The sequence below is a fragment of the Sinorhizobium sp. RAC02 genome (assembly GCF_001713395.1).
GTDB lineage: Bacteria > Pseudomonadota > Alphaproteobacteria > Rhizobiales > Rhizobiaceae > Shinella.
In genome coordinates this window covers 891,332-908,291 of sequence record NZ_CP016452.1, presented here as the reverse complement: position 1 = coordinate 908,291, position 16,960 = coordinate 891,332, and the positions used below count along the sequence as shown (strand labels likewise).

Genomic DNA, 16,960 nt, shown 5'->3' with positions numbered 1-16,960 from the left:
GCCATATGCAACAGGCCTGAAAGACCGCGATACAAGCCAAATCGATTAAATGCGGGGCTTGGAATAAATTTCTCGTGGACATGGCAAAAATCCGGCCCGCAAGCGCGAGCCGGATCCGGAAAATCCATCCAATTCAAATAAGTAGGACAAATGCCCGGCGGTGGGGCAATCGCCGCCGGAGCAAATCTTATTCGTCGTCGCTTGGCTCCGGCGCCTGAAAGCTGTTGCGTTCGCCGCTGATGATCTCGCGCTTGCCGACATGATTGGCAGGACCAACGAGACCCTCCTTCTCCATGCGCTCGACGAGCGAGGCGGCGCGGTTATAGCCAACCGCGAGGCGTCGCTGGATATAGGAGGTCGAGCATTTACGATCGCGCATGACAACCTTGACCGCCTTTTCGTAAAGATCGTCGCCATCTTCGGCTGCAATGTCGCCCTTGTCGAACACTGCGCCACCCGCCGGCTTGTCGTCCTCTTCGTCCTCTTCCTCGGCGGTGACCGTTTCGAGATACTCCGGACGGCCCTGCGCCTTCAGGTGCAGCACGACCTTTTCGACTTCTTCGTCGGACACGAACGGACCATGCACACGCGAGATGCGCCCGCCGCCGGCCATATGCAGCATGTCGCCCTGGCCGAGCAGCTGTTCGGCACCCTGCTCGCCGAGAATAGTGCGGCTGTCGATCTTCGACGTCACCTGGAAGGAGATGCGGGTTGGGAAGTTCGCCTTGATCGTGCCGGTGATGACATCGACCGAGGGACGCTGCGTCGCCATGATCAGGTGGATGCCGGCGGCACGGGCCATCTGGGCGAGGCGCTGGATCGCGCCTTCAATCTCCTTGCCGGCGACCATCATCAGGTCGGCCATCTCGTCGACGATGACGACGATGTAGGGCATCGGATCGAGAGCGAGTTCCTGCTCCTCGTTGATCGCCTCGCCGGTTCCCTTGTCGAAGCCGGTCTGCACGCTGATGGTGATGGTCTCACCCTTGTCGCGCGCCGTGGCCACGCGGCTGTTGTAGCCGTCGATATTGCGCACACCGAGGCGGGACATCTTCCTGTAGCGGTCCTCCATCTCGCGCACCGCCCATTTCAGCGCCATGACGGCCTTCTTGGGGTCGGTGACGACGGGCGTCAGCAGGTGCGGAATGCCGTCATAGATCGACAGTTCCAGCATCTTCGGATCGACCATGATCAGGCGGCACTCCTCCGGGCGGAACCGGTAGAGCAGCGACAGGATCATCGTATTGATGGCGACGGACTTGCCCGAGCCGGTGGTGCCGGCAACAAGCAGGTGCGGCATCTTTGCCAGTTCGGCAACCACCGGCTCGCCGCCGATGGTCTTGCCGAGGCAGATCGGCAGCTTGTAGCCGGACTTGGCGAAATCGGCCGAGTCGATCATCTCGCGGAAGTAGACGGTTTCGCGCGTCGCATTCGGCAGTTCGATGCCGATGACGTTGCGGCCGGGTACGACGGCAACGCGGGCCGAGAGCGCCGACATGGAGCGGGCGATATCGTCGGCAAGGCCGATGACGCGGGAGGATTTGACGCCGGGTGCCGGCTCGAATTCGTAGAGCGTGACGACCGGGCCGGGGCGGACATGGATGATCTCGCCGCGGACGCCGAAATCTTCCAGAACGCTTTCGAGAAGGCCGGCATTCTGCTCCAGCTGCTCCTGCGTCAGCACGAAGCCGACGGTGCGCGGCGGCTCCTGCAACAGTTCCCGCGGCGGGTATTCGTAGGTATCGTTGGCGGATGTCGCCAGGGTGACCTGAAACGGCTTGGCGCGCGAGAGCACAGAAGATGGGGCTTCGCGCACAGGCTCGATGACGGCGGCCGGAGTGATGGTTACCGGCTCGGGCTTGATCTCAACTGGCGCCGGCACCGCAACAGGCACGGCCTCGATGATCGGCGTTGCAGCAGCGACGATCGGCTCCGGCGTCACCTCAGAAACGGCAACAACGGTCTCGACGATTGTCTGCCGCGTTGCGGCTGGGCGGCATTCGACGACGCGGAACAGCGAGGCGATGGTATCCGGCTCTTCACGCTTTTTCTCGATGACTGCGGGTGCAGGCGTCGCAATGGCAACGGGAGCCGGTGCGGGCGCAGGCATGGGCATGCGCACGACTGTGGCGGCCCGTCTTACCGGTGCCTCGGAAGGCTCTTCGTCCGGAACAAACGTTTCCCAGAACGCGTGGTCGGAGAGATGCGCAAAGCGACTGATCGCGGCGCGCACGTCCGGCTTGACGACGGGCTTCGCGATCGGGGCAGCCTGCACGGTGGGCGCGGGCGCCGGCAGCGGGGTCGCCGGCTTGAACACGACGGCGGCATCGGCGGGTGTACCCGTCGTGCCGGCGGCAACAACGGCCTGGACCAGCGGCGGCGTGGGTTCGACAGAAAGCGCCGCGGCCGCAGCCTGCTGTTCCTCGGAACGGCGGCGACGGTCTTCGAGCGCCTCGCGCAGACGCTGGAGCAGTTCCGACTGCGAGAGCTGTGCCGCCTCGGAAAGCTTTGTTGCCGCGGCTGCCTGTTCGATGACCAACTGGGCGTGCTGCGCCTCTTCGGCCGCCGCCTCCTCGATCTTCGCGGCCACCTTGTCGGGGGTGCGCGTGAAGCGGACATTCGGGGCCATGTAGAAATGGCTTTCCCAGCTTCCGTCCGTATATTGACCCGGGTCGTAGCTCCTCAGCGCGGGTGAGCGGAACCGCGGACGATAGTCCTCGTCGTTGGCAATCGGCTCTCCGGCCGCATGCCAATCCTCGACCTGCGGAATCTCTTCCGGCAAGGCGTTGTTTTCGTGAGAATAATGTGCCGCTTGCGCGTCACTTTCCACGTCGGCTTCAAGGATGGGATAGAAGTTTGTTCTGGAAATACGCATGAACCTGCAAACTCGACGATCATTGCCGATAGGGATGCGTAGATGGTTAGGAAATGAAGGTTAACATTGTCTTTGGAACGGACCGAAATCGTCTTCACAATCCCGTTTCAATCCAGACGCATCCCCTCCGATCCGAAGAGGTGAAGCCGCTCCAACGGCAGGTTCACGCAGACTTTCGGGCCGGGATTGAGCATACTGCGATCGAGCGTAAAAATTTTCAGCGGAATGTTGTGGATGGTCACATGCATAATGATGCCGAACCCCGTCGGCTCGATGAGGTCGACCGACGCTTCCAAAGCGCCCTGATCGCTCAACACTACATGTTCGGGCCGGATGCCGAGCGTCGCCACCGAGCCTGATTCGATGCCGGCACGCGGGCCGACGGGCAGCGCCACACCGTTTTCGAGCCGAAGCACAGCCTCGCCGCCCGAAGCGATATAGCGCCCCTCGAAGAAGTTCATGCCCGGCGAACCGATGAATCCGGCAACAAAAAGGTTCGCCGGCCGGTCGTAGAGATCGAGCGGCGTGCCGACCTGTTGCACGATGCCGGCATGCATGGCGACGATCCGGTCGGCGAGCGTCATCGCCTCGATCTGGTCGTGCGTGACGTAAATGGAGGTCGCGCGCAGATCGGCGTGCAACTTCTTGATTTCGGCCCGCATCTGTTCGCGCAGGCGCGCATCGAGGTTGGAGAGCGGTTCGTCGAAGAGAAAGGCCTTCGGCTGTCGCACGATGGCGCGGCCCATGGCGACGCGCTGGCGCTGGCCGCCGGAAAGGGCGCGTGGGCGGCGCTCCAGCAGCGGATCGAGACCGAGCTTCGACGCGGCATTGCCAACCGCGCTGGCGATCTTCTCCTTGGCAGTGCGGCGCAGCCGCAGGCTGTAGCTCATATTGTCGGCGACGCTCATATGGGGATAGAGCGCGTAGGACTGGAACACCATGGCGATGTCGCGGTCCTTCGGGGCGAGGTCGTTGACCCGCTTGCCGTCGATGCGGATTTCGCCCGATGTCACGCCCTCGAGGCCGGCGATCATGCGTAGCAGCGTCGATTTTCCGCAGCCGGAGGGGCCGACCAACACGATGAATTCGCCGTCGCGAATGGTGAGATCGACGCCGTGCAGGACAGGAAAGGTGCCGAAACTCTTGCGGATGCCGTGGATGTCGATGGAAGCCATGAGAGACCCTTTCAGCCTTTGACCGCGCCGGCCGTCAGGCCCTGCACGAGATAGCGCTGGATGAGGAGGAAGAAGAGGCAGGCCGGGATGAGCGCGAGGATGCCCGCCGCCATCATCTGCCCGAAATCGACCGAGAATTTCGAGACGAAGGTGAGCAGCCCCACCGGGAAGGTCGCCGCGTCGTTGCCGGAGATCAGCATCAGCGCGAAGAGCAGTTCGCTCCAGGCAGCGGTGAAGACGAAGCCGAGCGTTGCGGCGATGCCGGGAAGCGTCAGCGGTAGGATGATCTGGCGGAAAGCGATGAACTGCGTCGCCCCGTCGATCATCGCCGCCTCCTCCAGGTCCTTCGGAATGCCATCGAAGAAGGACTGCATGAGGAAAGTGGCGAAGGGCACGTTGAAGGCGGTGTAGACAATGACGAGGCCGGTCAGGCTGTTGGTGAGGCCGAGCGGCGAAAGCATCTTGAAGATTGGCGCGACCAGCATGACCAGCGGGAACATCTGCGTGATCAGCATCAGCGCGACGATCCAGTATTTCGCCCGGAAATTGAAGCGCGACAGCGCGTAGCCCGCGAGCGAGGCGAGGATGGTAACCGCGATGGCCGTGGAGCCGGCGACGATCAGGCTGTTCTTGAAGAAGGTCGGGAAGGCGCTGTGGGTGATGACGAATTCGTAATGCTCGAAGGTCGCGCGCGACGGCCACATGCGCACGCCCTCGCTGTAGAGCAGGTCGTTCGGGGTCACTGACACCTTCAGCAGCCAGAACAGCGGGAAGAGCGCCACGACGATATAGGCGAGAATGGCGAGGCGGTGCGCGACGGTGAGAAGGAGCTTGCTGGTGCGCATGGTTTCAACCCTTGTTCAGCAGCGTCTGGCGCAGCACCACGATCAGCATCGAATAGGCGAGCAGCAACACGAGCAGCACCAGGGCGATCGCCGAGGCGTAGCCGAAATCGAGCCGCTTGAAGGCCTGGGTGAATATGTAGCTCGCGACGATCTGCGTGCGGTCCGCCGGCCCGCCATTGGTCATGACGACGATAAGGTCGGCGAAGTTGGAGATCCAGACGGTGCGCAAGAGGATGGTGATGGCGATGGTCGGCGCAAGGAACGGCAGCGTGATCGACAGGAAGCGTTGCACCGGCCCTGCCCCGTCGATGCTCGCAGCCTCATAGAGATCGCGCGGGATCGCCTGAAGTGCTGCGAGCAGCGTGATCGCGAAGAACGGAATGCCCCACCAGACATTGGCGACGATCGGCCCCCACATCGCAAGGTGCGGATCGGAGAGGATGTTGTTCGGCGCATCCATGATGCCGAGCGCATACATCCAATGCGGCAGCGGGCCGATCACCGGATTGAACAGCCAGGCCCAGTTGAGGCCGGCCAGAAAACTCGGCACCGCCCAGGGCAGGAAGACCAGCGCTTGCGCAAGGCCTCGACCCGCAAAGGGCTTGTCCAACAACAACGCGAGGATGAGGCCGAAGATGAATTGCAGGAAGACCGAAGCGCCCGTCCACCAGAGCGTGTTGCGCAGCGCCCGGAAAAAGGCCTGATCCTCGGAGAGCGCGCGAAAATGATCGAGCCCGATGAAACCGCCGGAAAGCGGGTTCAACAGCTGGATATCGCGGAAGGCATAGGAAATGCCGAGCACCAGCGGCACCAGCATGACGGTGACGATGAGGATCAGCGCCGGGGCACTGTAGAGATAGGGCTCCGATGCGTCGGCGATCCGCTTCCTGAGCGGTTTGGTGGCTTGTGGATAGGCGGCAACGGTCATCGTCTCGCTTCCGTTCTCGGGTTGCGCGGCGTTTCGAAAGATGGTTCCGGGCGGAGCCTCGTGTTCTCCGCCCGGAGGTTCCCCGGCCTATTTCTTGGCGAGGAACTTTTGCTGTGCCTTGGTGAGGTAATCGGCCCACTGGTTGGCGAGGTCTTCCGGTGTGATGTCGCCGAGAAGCGCTTCCTGCGAGGTCTTGATGACCAGCGAATCCTTGAAGAAGGCGAACTCTTCGAGATGCGTCGGCATCACGGTCGGCACGGCGTCCTTATCCTCAAGCTCGGCGAACCAACCCTTGAACTGTTCGCTGGCATAGAAGGGGTCCTTTTCCGCCGAGGTGTGCACCGGCAGCGCGCCCGTGCGCTTGTTCCACTCGATATTGCCTTCCGGCCCTTCGAGCGTCTCGATCAGCTTCCAGGAAAGATCCTTGTTGGCGCTTGAGGAGAACATCGACCAGCCCGCGAAGCCGATGGTCGGGAAAGTCTTGCCGCCCGGCCCCTTCGGCATGGTCATGATGCCGTAGTCTTCCGCCTTCATGCGCTCGGCAATGGCGATGAGCGCATCCGGGTCCTGGTCGAGGAAGGCGCAGGTGCCGCTGTAGAAACCGGCGACGATCTCGTTGAAGCCCCAGTTGACGCTGTCCTTCGGCGCATAGCCGTTCTTGTAGAGATCGACGACCCAGGTGAGGCCCTTGACCCAACCTTCGCTGTTGAAGGTGGAGGTGCCGTCCTCGTTGAAGAACTTGTTGTCACCGGCCATGGACGCACCGAACATCACCCAGCCGTTGAGGCCGCCCGGGCCGCCGCGCAGGCAATAGCCGTATTTGCCGGGCAGCGCCGAAATCTTCTTCGAGGCCTCCGCGAACTCGTCCATGGTCTTCGGCGGCTCGGAAACGCCAGCTTCGGCGAGCAGCTTCTTGTTGTAGAACATGGCGCGCAGATAGAAGCCGTAGGGCAGCATATAGGCCGTGTCCTTGATGTCGCGGCCGAGTTCCAGCGCGCGCGGCGTCAAGCCGGGCGTATGCTCCCATTTTGCAAGATAGGGCTCGAGGCTTTCGAGCATGCCGTTATTGGCATAGAGCGACAGCCAGGTGTCCGGCATTTCCATGACGTCAGGCACTTCGCCGGCCGAGACCATGGTGGCGAATTTCTGGAAGGCCTCGCCCCAGGGCAGCGAGATGATCTCGACCTTGGTGCCGGGGTTTTCCGCCTCGAATTTACCCACAATGGATTTCAGCGTTTCCGTGCGCTCGGGGCTGGTAATCACCTCGACGAGTTTTAGCGTCGTATCGGCCAGCGCGCTCGTCGCCATGAGCGTGGTGAGCAGGGCTGCGGTCAAAAGTCTCTTCATGGTCGTTCCCTCTTTTCTGGTTGAATCTGATTTCTGACGTCAGGCTTCGGATGCGGCTGTTATCGCCGCTTCCAGATCACTCCACAGGGCCTCGGTTCCCTCTAGGCCCACATGAAGACGCACGGACCGCGCATCGATACCGAATGTATGCGCGGAATTCGGTTGGGCCTTCTGCTGCAACACCACCTCGCCCGGCACGATCAGGCTCTCGTGCCCGCCCCAGGAGACGCCGAGCTTGAAAAGCTGGAGGTGATCGGCAAAGGCGCGGATATCGATGCCCTCGCGGAAGGTGAAGGAGAACAGGCCGGATGTGCCGGTCAGCCCCGGCGGCAGGCGATTTGCGAGCGCCGGGTGGAAGACCGTGTCGACGACATCCAGCGCCTGCAGCCGCTTGGCGATGTCGAGCGCGGACGCCTCATGCGCCTTCATGCGGATCGGCAGGGTGCGCAGCCCCCGCACCAGCAGCCAGGCATCGAAGGGCGAAAGCTTGCCGCCGAGATACGGATAGGCCTCCGAGCGGATGCGGCCGATCAACTCCTTCGAACCGGTGACGATGCCGGCGACGACATCGCTGTGACCGCCGAGATATTTCGAGGCCGAATGCAGCACGAGATCGACGCCCAGCGTCAGCGGCCGCTGGAAGATCGGGCTTGCCCAGCTGTTGTCGATGACGCTGACGACGCCCTGCTGCTTGGCAAGGGCGGCGAGCGCACCCACGTCATGCGCTTCCATCACCCAACTCGTCGGGCTTTCGAGATAGAGCAGCTTGGCGCCCGGCAGCGCTTTCGCGACCGCCTCCTCGTCGCGACCATCGACATAGGTCACCTCGATCTTCATGCGCTTCAGATGCGTGCCGAACAGACGGAACGCGTCCGGATAGCAGTGGCGGACCGCGACGATGCGGTCGCCCGGCTCGACAAAGGAGAGCACCGTCGAGGAAATCGCGGCCATCCCGCTGGCAAACCCCAGTGCATCCTCCCCGCCTTCGAGCTTCGCCAGCATTTCTTCGAAAGCACGCACCGTCGGGTTGAGGCCGCGCGTATAGATCGGCCGCACGATCTCGCCGCGATAGGCGGCCACCATCTCGTCGTAGCTGCCGAAGGTGAAGAGCGAGGTCTGCACGATCGGCGGAACCACCGCGTCGAAGGCATTCGCCTCGTCATGGGCGACGATGAGAGAGGCAAAGTCGAACGGATCGGCTCCGTTGATCATTGGGACATGTCCTTGATGTCTTCCTCGACGACGGCGAGGATTTTTAGGGTTTCGGCGCGGGCGGATTCAGGGTCCTGCACGGCGATCGCGTTGAAGAGCGTGCGGTGAAACGGGAAGGAACGGCGGGCGAAATCGGGCCGGTTGAACGGCTTTTCCCAAAAACGTTCGAAGGCACCGCGCATCTGCTCGAGAAGCTGCTTGAACAGCGGGTTGTGCGTGGCGTCGTAGATGGCGAGATGGAAGGCAAGATCTTCCGGGCCGGAGGTGCCCTTGGCGAGATGCACCCGCTCCATCTCGTTGAGCTTCGTCTCTATGGTGACGATGTCTTCCGCAGTGCGCCGCCGCGCTGCCACCATGCCGGCCTCGCATTCGATGCCGCGGCGAACCTCCAGCGTCTGGAGCAGCACGTCGCGCAGATGAATTGCGTCGAAAGAGAGCGGCATGTGCACGGTGGCGCTCGTCACCGGCTTCAGGAGATAGGTGCCGCTGCCCTTGCGGCTTTCCATGACGCCGAGCGCCTGGAAATGCCGGATCGCCTCGCGGATCGTCGACCGACCAACGGCCAGTGCCGCCATCAGCTCGCGCTCGGCTGGCAGCCGGTCGCCGGCCTGCAAGTTCGCGCGATCGATATAGGAGGCCACAGCCTCCGTTACCTGTCGCGCCCTGTCGATGGGCGGCAACGGCTCGATTCGCGGCCTGTCGCTCGGATCAGCTGGCATGACGCCAAGTTCCCTGTTTGATGTCAGCTTCTCAAATTGGTCTGACATCTTAGCATTATGCGGCGAAGCCTGCCTGTCAAGCGGCAATCATTAGCGAGCAGATCGAGCACAAATAAAAACGGGCCGATCCAAAGATCGGCCCGTTACCGGGAGAAAGTCGCGCGGGTCAGCGGCGTGGGGCGCAGAAGGTCGATCCGGCCACCTATTTCACGCGTCTAGAGGCGGGGGCGAGACGCCGCGTCGCCATACCAGCCGCCGACCGCCTCCTCGAAGGCGAGGCCAGCGCGGAAGACATCCGCATCGCGATAGGTGCGGCCGACGATCTGGAGACCGGTCGGCACACCATTGCCGGCATGGCCGGTCGGCACCGAAAGAACGGGGCAGCGGCTCATCATGTTGAACGGCGTCGTCATGACCCAGCCCAGTGAGGGGTTGACCACCTTGCCGTCGATCTCGACCGTGCCTGTCGAATGGTCGAAATCAGCCGGCACGGCGGGCAGTGCGTTGGTCGGGCAGACGAGCACATCGTAACGCTCGAGGATCGGCCCGAGCGTCTTGTACATCTCGCCGACGACCTCCAGGCTCGCGACGAAATCCGTGGATTTCGAGGCCCGGCCATGTTCGGCGAACTGGCGGGCATAGGTGGTCATCTCGTCGCCATGCGTATCGAGAAGGGTCGAGAGATAGCCGCCGAAAAGATGTTCGAGATACCCCATGCCGGCAGCGAGAACGTGCTTTGGCCAGCCGAGATCGACCTCCTCCACCGTCGCGCCCAGCGAACGGAAGACATCGAGCGCCGCGAGCGTGTTCTTCTGCACCTCCGGATCGACCTCGAAAATGCCGAGATCCATGGAAAAGGCGATCTTCCAGCCCTTGATCGGCTTGTATTCCAGCGGGAGGCGCAGCTTCGGCCGCAGTGACGCGATGTCATCCGGGCTCGGGCCGCACATGATGTTCTGCAGCAGGATCGCATCCTTCACCGTGCGGGCCATCGGGCCGGTATGGCAGAAGAAATCGAGGTTGAACGGCGTGTCGTCCGGGTTGCGGCCATAAGGCGGCTTATAGCCGACGACACCGCAGGCGGACGCCGGAATGCGGATCGAGCCGCCGATATCCGAGCCCGTCGCCAGCGTCGATGTACCGGACGCGAGCGAGGCGCCTGCTCCGCCGGATGAACCGCCGCAGGTAAAATCCGGGTTCCACGGATTGCGGGTGACGCCCCACAGGCGCGACCAGGTGGTGCCGGCACAGCAGAATTCCGGCGTCGCCGTGCGTGCGTGCACGATGCCGCCCGCCGCCATGACGCGGGCATTCATCGTCGAGGTCCGGTCCGCGATATGATCCTTGTGGATCAGCGAGCCGATCGACGTCGGCTTGCCCTTGATCTCGCTTTCGTCCTTGATGCCGACCGGCAGGCCCTCAAGCACGCCGGTGCGTGCGCCCCTGGCGTATTTGGCTTCGGCCTTGCGGGCGAGGTCCATCGCCTCGTCGAAATGCGTGTAGGTCAGTGCGTTGACTGAGGCCTTCAGCGTCTCGGCCCGGCGGATCGTGGCCTCCATCAGTTCCACGGGCGAGAGTTCCCGGCTCTTGAAGCGGCGGAGCGCTTCGTGGGCGGGCAGGTAACACAGGTCGAGATCGGTCATGCTTGGCTCCAATGGGTTTGTCTTGTCGGAAGGGCGCATCACTTCAGCACCTCGGTCCAGATTTTCGTGTAGAGGTCGGTAACGTGCTGCGGACAGGCCGGCGAGAAATGCCCGTTGTCGATGAATTCGGCCGGCACGACGATTTCCGGCGCATTGCGCATTTCTTCCGGCATGTACTTCTCCGAGCCGACGATGCCGTTCGCGTAACGCGCATAGGCGGAAATCAGCGCGGCGTTTTCCGGGTCCATGATGAAGTTCTGGAAGAGTTTTGCGTTCTCGACGTTCGGCGCGGTCTTCAAAACCGCGACGCTGTCCATCCAGATCGGATAACCCTCCTTCGGATAGCCGTAGACATAGCGGGAGCTGACCAGGCGTACCCGCATGGCGGCGCCACCCCAGTTGACGCCCGCCGCATAGTCGCCGTCGACGAATTTTTCGGTGCTCGGATAATCGAGCGCCACCCACTTGTCGCGCGCAGCCGCGAGGCGGTCGCGGACCTTGCGCAGGATGGCGAGGTCGTCGGTGCAGGCCGTGCCACCTTCGTAATAGATGGCAAGCGCGAGCACGTCGCCCATTTCCGGCAGCACGTTGATCTTGCCGACGAGTTCCGGCGGTGGATCGAGGAAGATCGCCGAGGTGTTGGGATCGCCCGAGTAGACGGCGGTATCCACCAGCACGCCGGTCGTTCCCCATTGCCAGGGCACGGTATAGCGGCGGCTGGGATCGAACGCGACATTCACCCAGCGCGGGTCCATGTTCTTGAAATTCTCCATCTGGTCGGGGCGGGATTCGAGCAACAACCCCTCGTCGATCCAGATCTTCACGAAGGTCGAGGACGGCACAACGATATCGAACTGGTTGCCGCCCTGCCGGGCCTTCGCAAGCGCCGTATCGTTGGAATCGAAGTCGGTGACCGTCACCTTGACCTTGTAGGTCTCCTCGAATTTCTGGATCAATTTTGGATTGGTGTATTCCCCCCAATTGTAGATGTTCAGAACGCCCTCCGCATGGGCCTGCCCGAAGGTAAGAAGGGCGACGATCGATGTGGCGGCAGTCACAAGCATGCGCATGAAAACCCCCCTTGGATTCGACGAAACGAGGCACACCGTCCGCGAATGAACGCCACGTTGCTGCGCGCGGGATTTTCAGGGATGGCGGACCCTCCGTTGCCATCCCGCCTCCAGGGCAAATCTCCCCGCGCCCGCCCTCCCGCGGTTGCCTCGCGACGCAGTAAGAAACAAACTGAATGTTTAGTCAAATAGTTTTATGGCGAGGAAGATGCACTTCGCTGCGGCGCGTTCAGATGCATAGGATCAGGACGCCGGGCCCTATGGAAGCAATGCGAGAAGACGCCCGGCTCCCGTGCCCGGCGTAAAGGCGGTGCGCATCGTCCGCGCATCGCGACTTTGGATGTGGAGTAAGGCGCCTTGCTCGGCAAGGACGTTCAATTCGCGTAGCACGAGGGCATGGGCGAGGCCGAGCTTGCGGGCAAAGGTGCGGCTGTCATGCGCGACGCCGAGATGGGCGGCGACGAGAAGACCGGCCTGTATCGCCGTCAGGCGCGGAGCCTCCGCTTGAAGACGTGCGACGCAGGCCAGGAAACGGTCGACATCCGGCTCGCCGCCGCTCACGCCGCCTCGCGCTTGCGGAAAGTCACCATGACGGACTTGGAGGTCGGCGTGTCACTCTCCTCCCCGGCGCTGCCGAGCGGTACCAGCACGTTCAGTTCCGGATAGTAGCCGGCAATGCTGCCGCGCGGGATATCATAGGGCACGAAGCGGAAATCCGCCGCCAGGCGCTCGACACCGTCGTCATGGTCGCCAATCACATCCACCCGCTCCCCCGCCTCGGCCCCCATGGCCTTCAGGTCTTCCGGATGAATGAAAATGACCTGACGTTCGCCGTAGACCCCGCGATAGCGGTCATCAAGGCCGTAAACGGTCGTGTTGTACTGGTCGTGCGAGCGGAACGTCTGCAAGGCAAAACGCCCGACGCCACGCTTTGCCCGCTGATGCACGGTCTCCTGCGGCAGCGTCCCGGAGAAGAACGTCGCCTTGCCTGCCGGCGTTTCCCATTCCCGATGCGCGGCCGTGTTGCGCAGCAGAAAGCCGCGCGGCTTGCGCAGGCGTTTGTTGAAATCCTCGAAACCCGGAATGGTCGCCTCGATATGATCGCGGACACGGTCATAGTCGTCGGCAAGCGCCGCCCATCCGATGACGCTGTCGCCGACGGTTGCCGCCGCTATGCCGGCAATGATCGCCACTTCCGACAGGAGATGCGGCGAAGCAGGCCGGTTGATGCCGGCCGAGCCGTGCACCATGCTCATCGAATCCTCGACGCTGATGAGCTGCGACTGGCCCGCGGAATTGAGATCCATCTCGGTCCGACCGAGGCACGGCAGGATGTAGGAGACCTCGCCCGGCATCAGGTGCGAATGATTGGGCTTGGTGGCGATGTTCACCGTCAGTTTGAGGTTGCGAAGCGCCTTTTCGACCAGCGCACTATCCGGCGTCGCGCGGGCGAAATTGCCGCCAAGACCGATGAAGGCCTGCGCGGAACCATCCAGCATCGCGCCGATCGCCGACAGCACATTGTGCCCGTGTTTGCGCGGCACGGCGAAACCGAAATGCTGCGCCAGCGCATCGAGAAAAGCTTCCGGCGGTTTTTCGTTGATGCCGACCGTACGGTCGCCCTGCACGTTGGAATGGCCGCGCACCGGGCATAGGCCGGCGCCCGGCCTGCCGATATTGCCGCGTAGCAACATGAAGTTGGCGATCTCGCGGATCGTCGCGACGGAGTGCAGGTGCTGCGTGACCCCCATCGCCCAGGTGCAGATGACGCGCTCGGCATTGATGTAGACGTCCGCCGCCCGCTCGATTTCCGCACGGGTCAGGCCGGACTGGTCCTCGATCTCGTCCCAGCCCGTCGCCTCGACGGCGGCACGATAGTCGGCAAGACCGGCGCAATGCTCGGCAAGGAAGGCATGGTCGAGTATGGTTGGAAGGCCGGCGGCGACTGCCGCATCCTCGGCTGCGAACACCGCCTTCGCCATGCCGCGCACGGCCGCCATGTCGCCGCCAAGCTGCGGCTGGAAATAGTGGCTGGCAATGTCGGTCGAACCACCGCGCAGCATCTCGATCTTGTCCTGCGGATCGGAGAACCGCTCGAGGCCACGCTCGCGGATGGGGTTGAAGACGACGATGCGGGCGCCGCGGATCGCTGCCCGGCGCAGATCCCCCAACATACGGGGATGGTTCGTGCCGGGATTCTGGCCGATCACGAAGATCGCATCGGCCTTCTCGAAATCCTCCAGCAGCACCGTGCCCTTGCCGACGCCGATCGCCTGGCGCAGGCCCACGCCGCTCGCTTCGTGGCACATGTTCGAGCAGTCGGGAAAATTGTTCGTTCCATAGACGCGCACGAAGAGCTGGTAGAGGTAGGCCGCCTCGTTGCTGGCGCGACCGGACGTGTAGAACTCCGCACGATCCGGGTTTTCCAGGCTTTTGAGGATGGCGCCGATCTCGGCAAAGGCGTCGTCCCACGCGACCGGCAGATAGGTGTCGCTTGCCGCGTCGTAGCGCATCGGATGCGTCAACCGGCCGTGGAGCTCCAGTTCATAGTCCGTCAGCTTGCGGAGGTCCGAAACGGTGTGTGCGGCGAAAAAGGCCGGCGTGGCCCGCTTTTCCGTTGCTTCCCACGCCACGGCCTTCACGCCGTTCTCGCAGAATTCGAAGGAGGAGCCGTGCTCCGGGTCGCCCCAGGCACAGCCGGGGCAATCGAAGCCGTCCGGCTGGTTGGCCTTCAAGAGGGTGCGGGCACCGGAGATCGGCATGCCGCTCTCGAGCAACCGCTTGCCGCAACTCTTCAACGCTCCCCAGCCGCCGGCTGCAGAGGACTTTTTGCCGATAAAGGTAGTAGCCATTCCTCCTGTATTTGCGATCCGTCAGGAATGATCAAGGGGACGGTTCGTATGGCTTGATAGGGAATTCCTATCGCCTGCAGCCACCGAACGGCATCGCCGCACCTATCGGACGACAGAAGAGGGGCGGCCGGGAGCCACCCCTCTCCTTTCAACCGCGACGGGAGGAGATACGACGCGGTTACCGTCAGGGCGCCAACGGGTCGTTGCCCTCATCCCTTATGTGGAAGGCGGTTACCCCGTCGCGTTCCACAGATCGCGCACCATCTGTCGCAGCATGAGCGCCTCCGCCCAGCGGTCCGTCGTGTCATTGCCGTCCCTGCCGGTGATCGCGTAGGGCTTGGGGCCGAGTTCACAGGTGAAGACGAGTTTGGCATCATCGGCTGCACGCGACCGCCAGCTGCGAAATCCGTAGTCCCACCATTCGAGGAAGAGATCGACCCAGGGACGATGATGCGGAAAGGAAATTTCGATCTGCACCTGCTCGCGTGACGCGATGCGTCCGTGAAAGGCCTGCGTATTGCGCAGGATGCGCCGGATCAGCGCGTGGTTCTCCTCCTCGACCGGAAAGGCAAACTCCCGACCGACTAGGAAATGCGACAGGTCGGCGAGGAGCGGCAGCTCTGGCCGCTGGTCCAAAAGGTCCAGCGTGAAGAACAGGTCCGTCGTCATCCGGTCACGGTGCGTTTCGATGAACACGGGAATGCCCGCGTCCTCGGCAAGCCGCATCCAGCCGTCGAGCAGCGGCAGGCAATCCTCCACCCGGCGCAGTCGGATATCCGGCTGCAGGTTGATGTGACTGACGGGATATTCGGCTGCAAGCTCCAGCGGCAGGCGCAGGTCATCGACCGCACGCGGAAAGCAGACGCCCTCGATCTTCAGGCCAGTCCCCACGATGCCCTCATTGAGGCGCGTGACACCAACGCGGTTGGTATAGTGCGCGCTGATACCGTCGAAACAGGCATCGGCGATCATCGCGACGTTTTCCGCAAGACTGCGTTCGTGGCCGTCCGTGTGCCGGCGCTCCATGGCCCAGAGGGATTGGAAGAAGAGCAAGGTCTGCATCAGGCTGCACGCGCGCTTTTCAAAAGCGATTTGAGGTTCACACCTGGATCTTCAAGCGCTTCAGGATCGGGGTTTATCCCGGCGGCGATCAGCATCTCGGCCAGTTTGATATCCTTGGCGAGGCTGTTTCCGGGGCCAAGGCCCGCCGCTGCCACAAGGCATCCGTTGTCGAGGAAGAATTCCAGTTCCCCTTCACCGACGGACCGCACCACGCTCTGATACGACGGCAATGGCAAGCCCGCGACCTGCAAACCGAGATCATATTGATCCGACCAGAACCACGGGGCGGCGGCAAAGGTCTCGTTTGCTCCGGCCATGTTCCGGCCGGCCGTCTCGGCCTGGCTGCGGGCATTTCGCCAACTCTCGAACCGAATATGCCCGCCACCGGCGTGGGATATCGCGGCGCAGTCTCCGGCCGCGAAAACGTGCGGATCGCTGGTGCGAAGGGAAACATCCGTCAGGATGCCGTTGCCGGTGGCGAGCCCCGCCGCTTCAGCCAGCGCCATATCCGGCAGAACGCCGATTGCAGCGACAACGATATCCGCGCGCACTTGACTGCCGTCAGCAAGCAGGACCGAGCCCGGCGTGATTTCCGCAATGCCTTGCCCCAGATGAAACTGGACGCCTTCTTCCACATGCCGGGCATGCAATTTCGCAGCAAAGCGCGGGGGAATGACCCGTCCAAGCGGTTTTGGTGCCACCTCGATAATGCTGACGGCAGCACCTTTGGCACGCAGCACGGCTGCAAGCTCCATACCGATCAGACCACCGCCGATGATCGCGACACGCCCGCCGGCTTGCGCGCGGGAGAAGATCGCCGTCGCATCTGCATAGGTTCGGAAGTCGAGCGCGTGGTGTGCCCCGGGGCAGCCCAATTGTCTGGGCCGCGCACCCGTGGCGAGGAGCAGTTTTTCATAGTGCAGGGAACGACCATCACTCAGCGTCACGCTCCGCAGACCTGTATCAAGACCCGCTGCCGAGACGCCCCGAAGATAGTCGATGCCTGCGGCTTCCAGTACTTCGGCCCCGCAGATCGCCTTCATCTGTACAGTGCCTTCGAGCGGCTTAGACAGCGGCGGGCGTTCGTAGGGCAGGTGCGGTTCCGAGCCAACCAGCGTAACGGCGTCGGCAAACCCTGCTTCGCGTGCGGCAAAGGCCGCCCTTGTGCCGGCCTCGCCTGCGCCGATGATGACGATACCGTCCATGGTGTCTCCATGTGAAAGGGACCGGCA

General features: G+C 62.9%; 13 protein-coding genes. All 13 read right to left on the bottom strand.

What is annotated here, in order from left to right:
* Nucleotides 1-187: 187 nt before the first annotated feature.
* Nucleotides 188-2,875, bottom strand: a complete 2,688-nt coding sequence (locus tag BSY16_RS25350; RefSeq protein WP_069062573.1) for a DNA translocase FtsK — start codon at nucleotides 2,873-2,875, stop codon at nucleotides 188-190.
* 107 nt (nucleotides 2,876-2,982) lie between these two features.
* Nucleotides 2,983-4,050, bottom strand: coding sequence for an ABC transporter ATP-binding protein (locus BSY16_RS25345; protein ID WP_069062572.1), 1,068 nt, complete (start codon nucleotides 4,048-4,050; stop codon nucleotides 2,983-2,985).
* Between the two features lie 11 nt (nucleotides 4,051-4,061).
* Complete coding sequence (locus BSY16_RS25340; RefSeq protein WP_069062571.1) at nucleotides 4,062-4,895, bottom strand: carbohydrate ABC transporter permease; 834 nt, start codon at nucleotides 4,893-4,895, stop codon at nucleotides 4,062-4,064.
* A 4-nt stretch (nucleotides 4,896-4,899) separates the two neighbouring features.
* Nucleotides 4,900-5,823, bottom strand: coding sequence for a carbohydrate ABC transporter permease (locus tag BSY16_RS25335; protein WP_069062570.1), 924 nt, complete (start codon nucleotides 5,821-5,823; stop codon nucleotides 4,900-4,902).
* A gap of 87 nt (nucleotides 5,824-5,910) precedes the next feature.
* Complete coding sequence (locus BSY16_RS25330; protein WP_069062569.1) at nucleotides 5,911-7,170, bottom strand: ABC transporter substrate-binding protein; 1,260 nt, start codon at nucleotides 7,168-7,170, stop codon at nucleotides 5,911-5,913.
* A 39-nt stretch (nucleotides 7,171-7,209) separates the two neighbouring features.
* Entirely contained in the window at nucleotides 7,210-8,382 is a 1,173-nt protein-coding gene (locus BSY16_RS25325; RefSeq protein ID WP_069062568.1) for a PLP-dependent transferase, read from the bottom strand.
* Nucleotides 8,379-9,101, bottom strand: coding sequence for a FadR/GntR family transcriptional regulator (locus tag BSY16_RS25320; protein WP_069062567.1), 723 nt, complete (start codon nucleotides 9,099-9,101; stop codon nucleotides 8,379-8,381). Before BSY16_RS25320 ends, BSY16_RS25325 begins: the two co-directional genes overlap by 4 nt.
* A 215-nt stretch (nucleotides 9,102-9,316) precedes the next feature.
* Complete coding sequence (locus BSY16_RS25315; RefSeq protein WP_069062566.1) at nucleotides 9,317-10,744, bottom strand: amidase; 1,428 nt, start codon at nucleotides 10,742-10,744, stop codon at nucleotides 9,317-9,319.
* Nucleotides 10,745-10,782: 38 nt separating this feature from the next.
* Nucleotides 10,783-11,808: an extracellular solute-binding protein gene (locus BSY16_RS25310; protein ID WP_502696032.1), complete on the bottom strand. Its 1,026-nt coding sequence runs from the start codon at nucleotides 11,806-11,808 to the stop codon at nucleotides 10,783-10,785.
* A gap of 264 nt (nucleotides 11,809-12,072) precedes the next feature.
* Nucleotides 12,073-12,375, bottom strand: coding sequence for a hypothetical protein (locus BSY16_RS25305; RefSeq protein WP_069062564.1), 303 nt, complete (start codon nucleotides 12,373-12,375; stop codon nucleotides 12,073-12,075).
* The gene (locus tag BSY16_RS25300) at nucleotides 12,372-14,666 is read right to left on the bottom strand and encodes an FdhF/YdeP family oxidoreductase (RefSeq protein ID WP_069062563.1); all 2,295 of its coding nucleotides are present in this window, start codon (nucleotides 14,664-14,666) and stop codon (nucleotides 12,372-12,374) included. Before BSY16_RS25300 ends, BSY16_RS25305 begins: the two co-directional genes overlap by 4 nt.
* Nucleotides 14,667-14,897: 231 nt before the next feature.
* Entirely contained in the window at nucleotides 14,898-15,728 is an 831-nt protein-coding gene (locus tag BSY16_RS25295) for an IolE/MocC family protein (protein WP_150130147.1), read from the bottom strand.
* Nucleotides 15,728-16,933 (bottom strand): NAD(P)/FAD-dependent oxidoreductase, encoded by a 1,206-nt coding sequence (locus tag BSY16_RS25290; RefSeq protein ID WP_069062561.1) that lies wholly within the window; start codon nucleotides 16,931-16,933, stop codon nucleotides 15,728-15,730. The genes BSY16_RS25295 and BSY16_RS25290 overlap by 1 nt, the downstream gene beginning before the upstream one ends.
* Nucleotides 16,934-16,960 lie beyond the last annotated feature (27 nt).

What these genes read in the sequence shown, in the direction of transcription:
- BSY16_RS25335 (WP_069062570.1), bottom strand. Translation starts at nt 5,823, where the DNA reads ATGACCGTTGCCGCCTATCCACAAGCCACCAAACCGCTCAGGAAGCGG.
- BSY16_RS25315 (WP_069062566.1), bottom strand. Translation starts at nt 10,744, where the DNA reads ATGACCGATCTCGACCTGTGTTACCTGCCCGCCCACGAAGCGCTCCGC.
- BSY16_RS25310 (WP_502696032.1), bottom strand. Translation starts at nt 11,808, where the DNA reads ATGCTTGTGACTGCCGCCACATCGATCGTCGCCCTTCTTACCTTCGGG.
- BSY16_RS25345 (WP_069062572.1), bottom strand. Translation starts at nt 4,050, where the DNA reads ATGGCTTCCATCGACATCCACGGCATCCGCAAGAGTTTCGGCACCTTT.
- BSY16_RS25290 (WP_069062561.1), bottom strand. Translation starts at nt 16,933, where the DNA reads ATGGACGGTATCGTCATCATCGGCGCAGGCGAGGCCGGCACAAGGGCG.
- BSY16_RS25300 (WP_069062563.1), bottom strand. Translation starts at nt 14,666, where the DNA reads ATGGCTACTACCTTTATCGGCAAAAAGTCCTCTGCAGCCGGCGGCTGG.
- BSY16_RS25320 (WP_069062567.1), bottom strand. Translation starts at nt 9,101, where the DNA reads ATGCCAGCTGATCCGAGCGACAGGCCGCGAATCGAGCCGTTGCCGCCC.
- BSY16_RS25295 (WP_150130147.1), bottom strand. Translation starts at nt 15,728, where the DNA reads ATGCAGACCTTGCTCTTCTTCCAATCCCTCTGGGCCATGGAGCGCCGG.
- BSY16_RS25350 (WP_069062573.1), bottom strand. Translation starts at nt 2,875, where the DNA reads ATGCGTATTTCCAGAACAAACTTCTATCCCATCCTTGAAGCCGACGTG.
- BSY16_RS25340 (WP_069062571.1), bottom strand. Translation starts at nt 4,895, where the DNA reads ATGCGCACCAGCAAGCTCCTTCTCACCGTCGCGCACCGCCTCGCCATT.
- BSY16_RS25330 (WP_069062569.1), bottom strand. Translation starts at nt 7,170, where the DNA reads ATGAAGAGACTTTTGACCGCAGCCCTGCTCACCACGCTCATGGCGACG.
- BSY16_RS25325 (WP_069062568.1), bottom strand. Translation starts at nt 8,382, where the DNA reads ATGATCAACGGAGCCGATCCGTTCGACTTTGCCTCTCTCATCGTCGCC.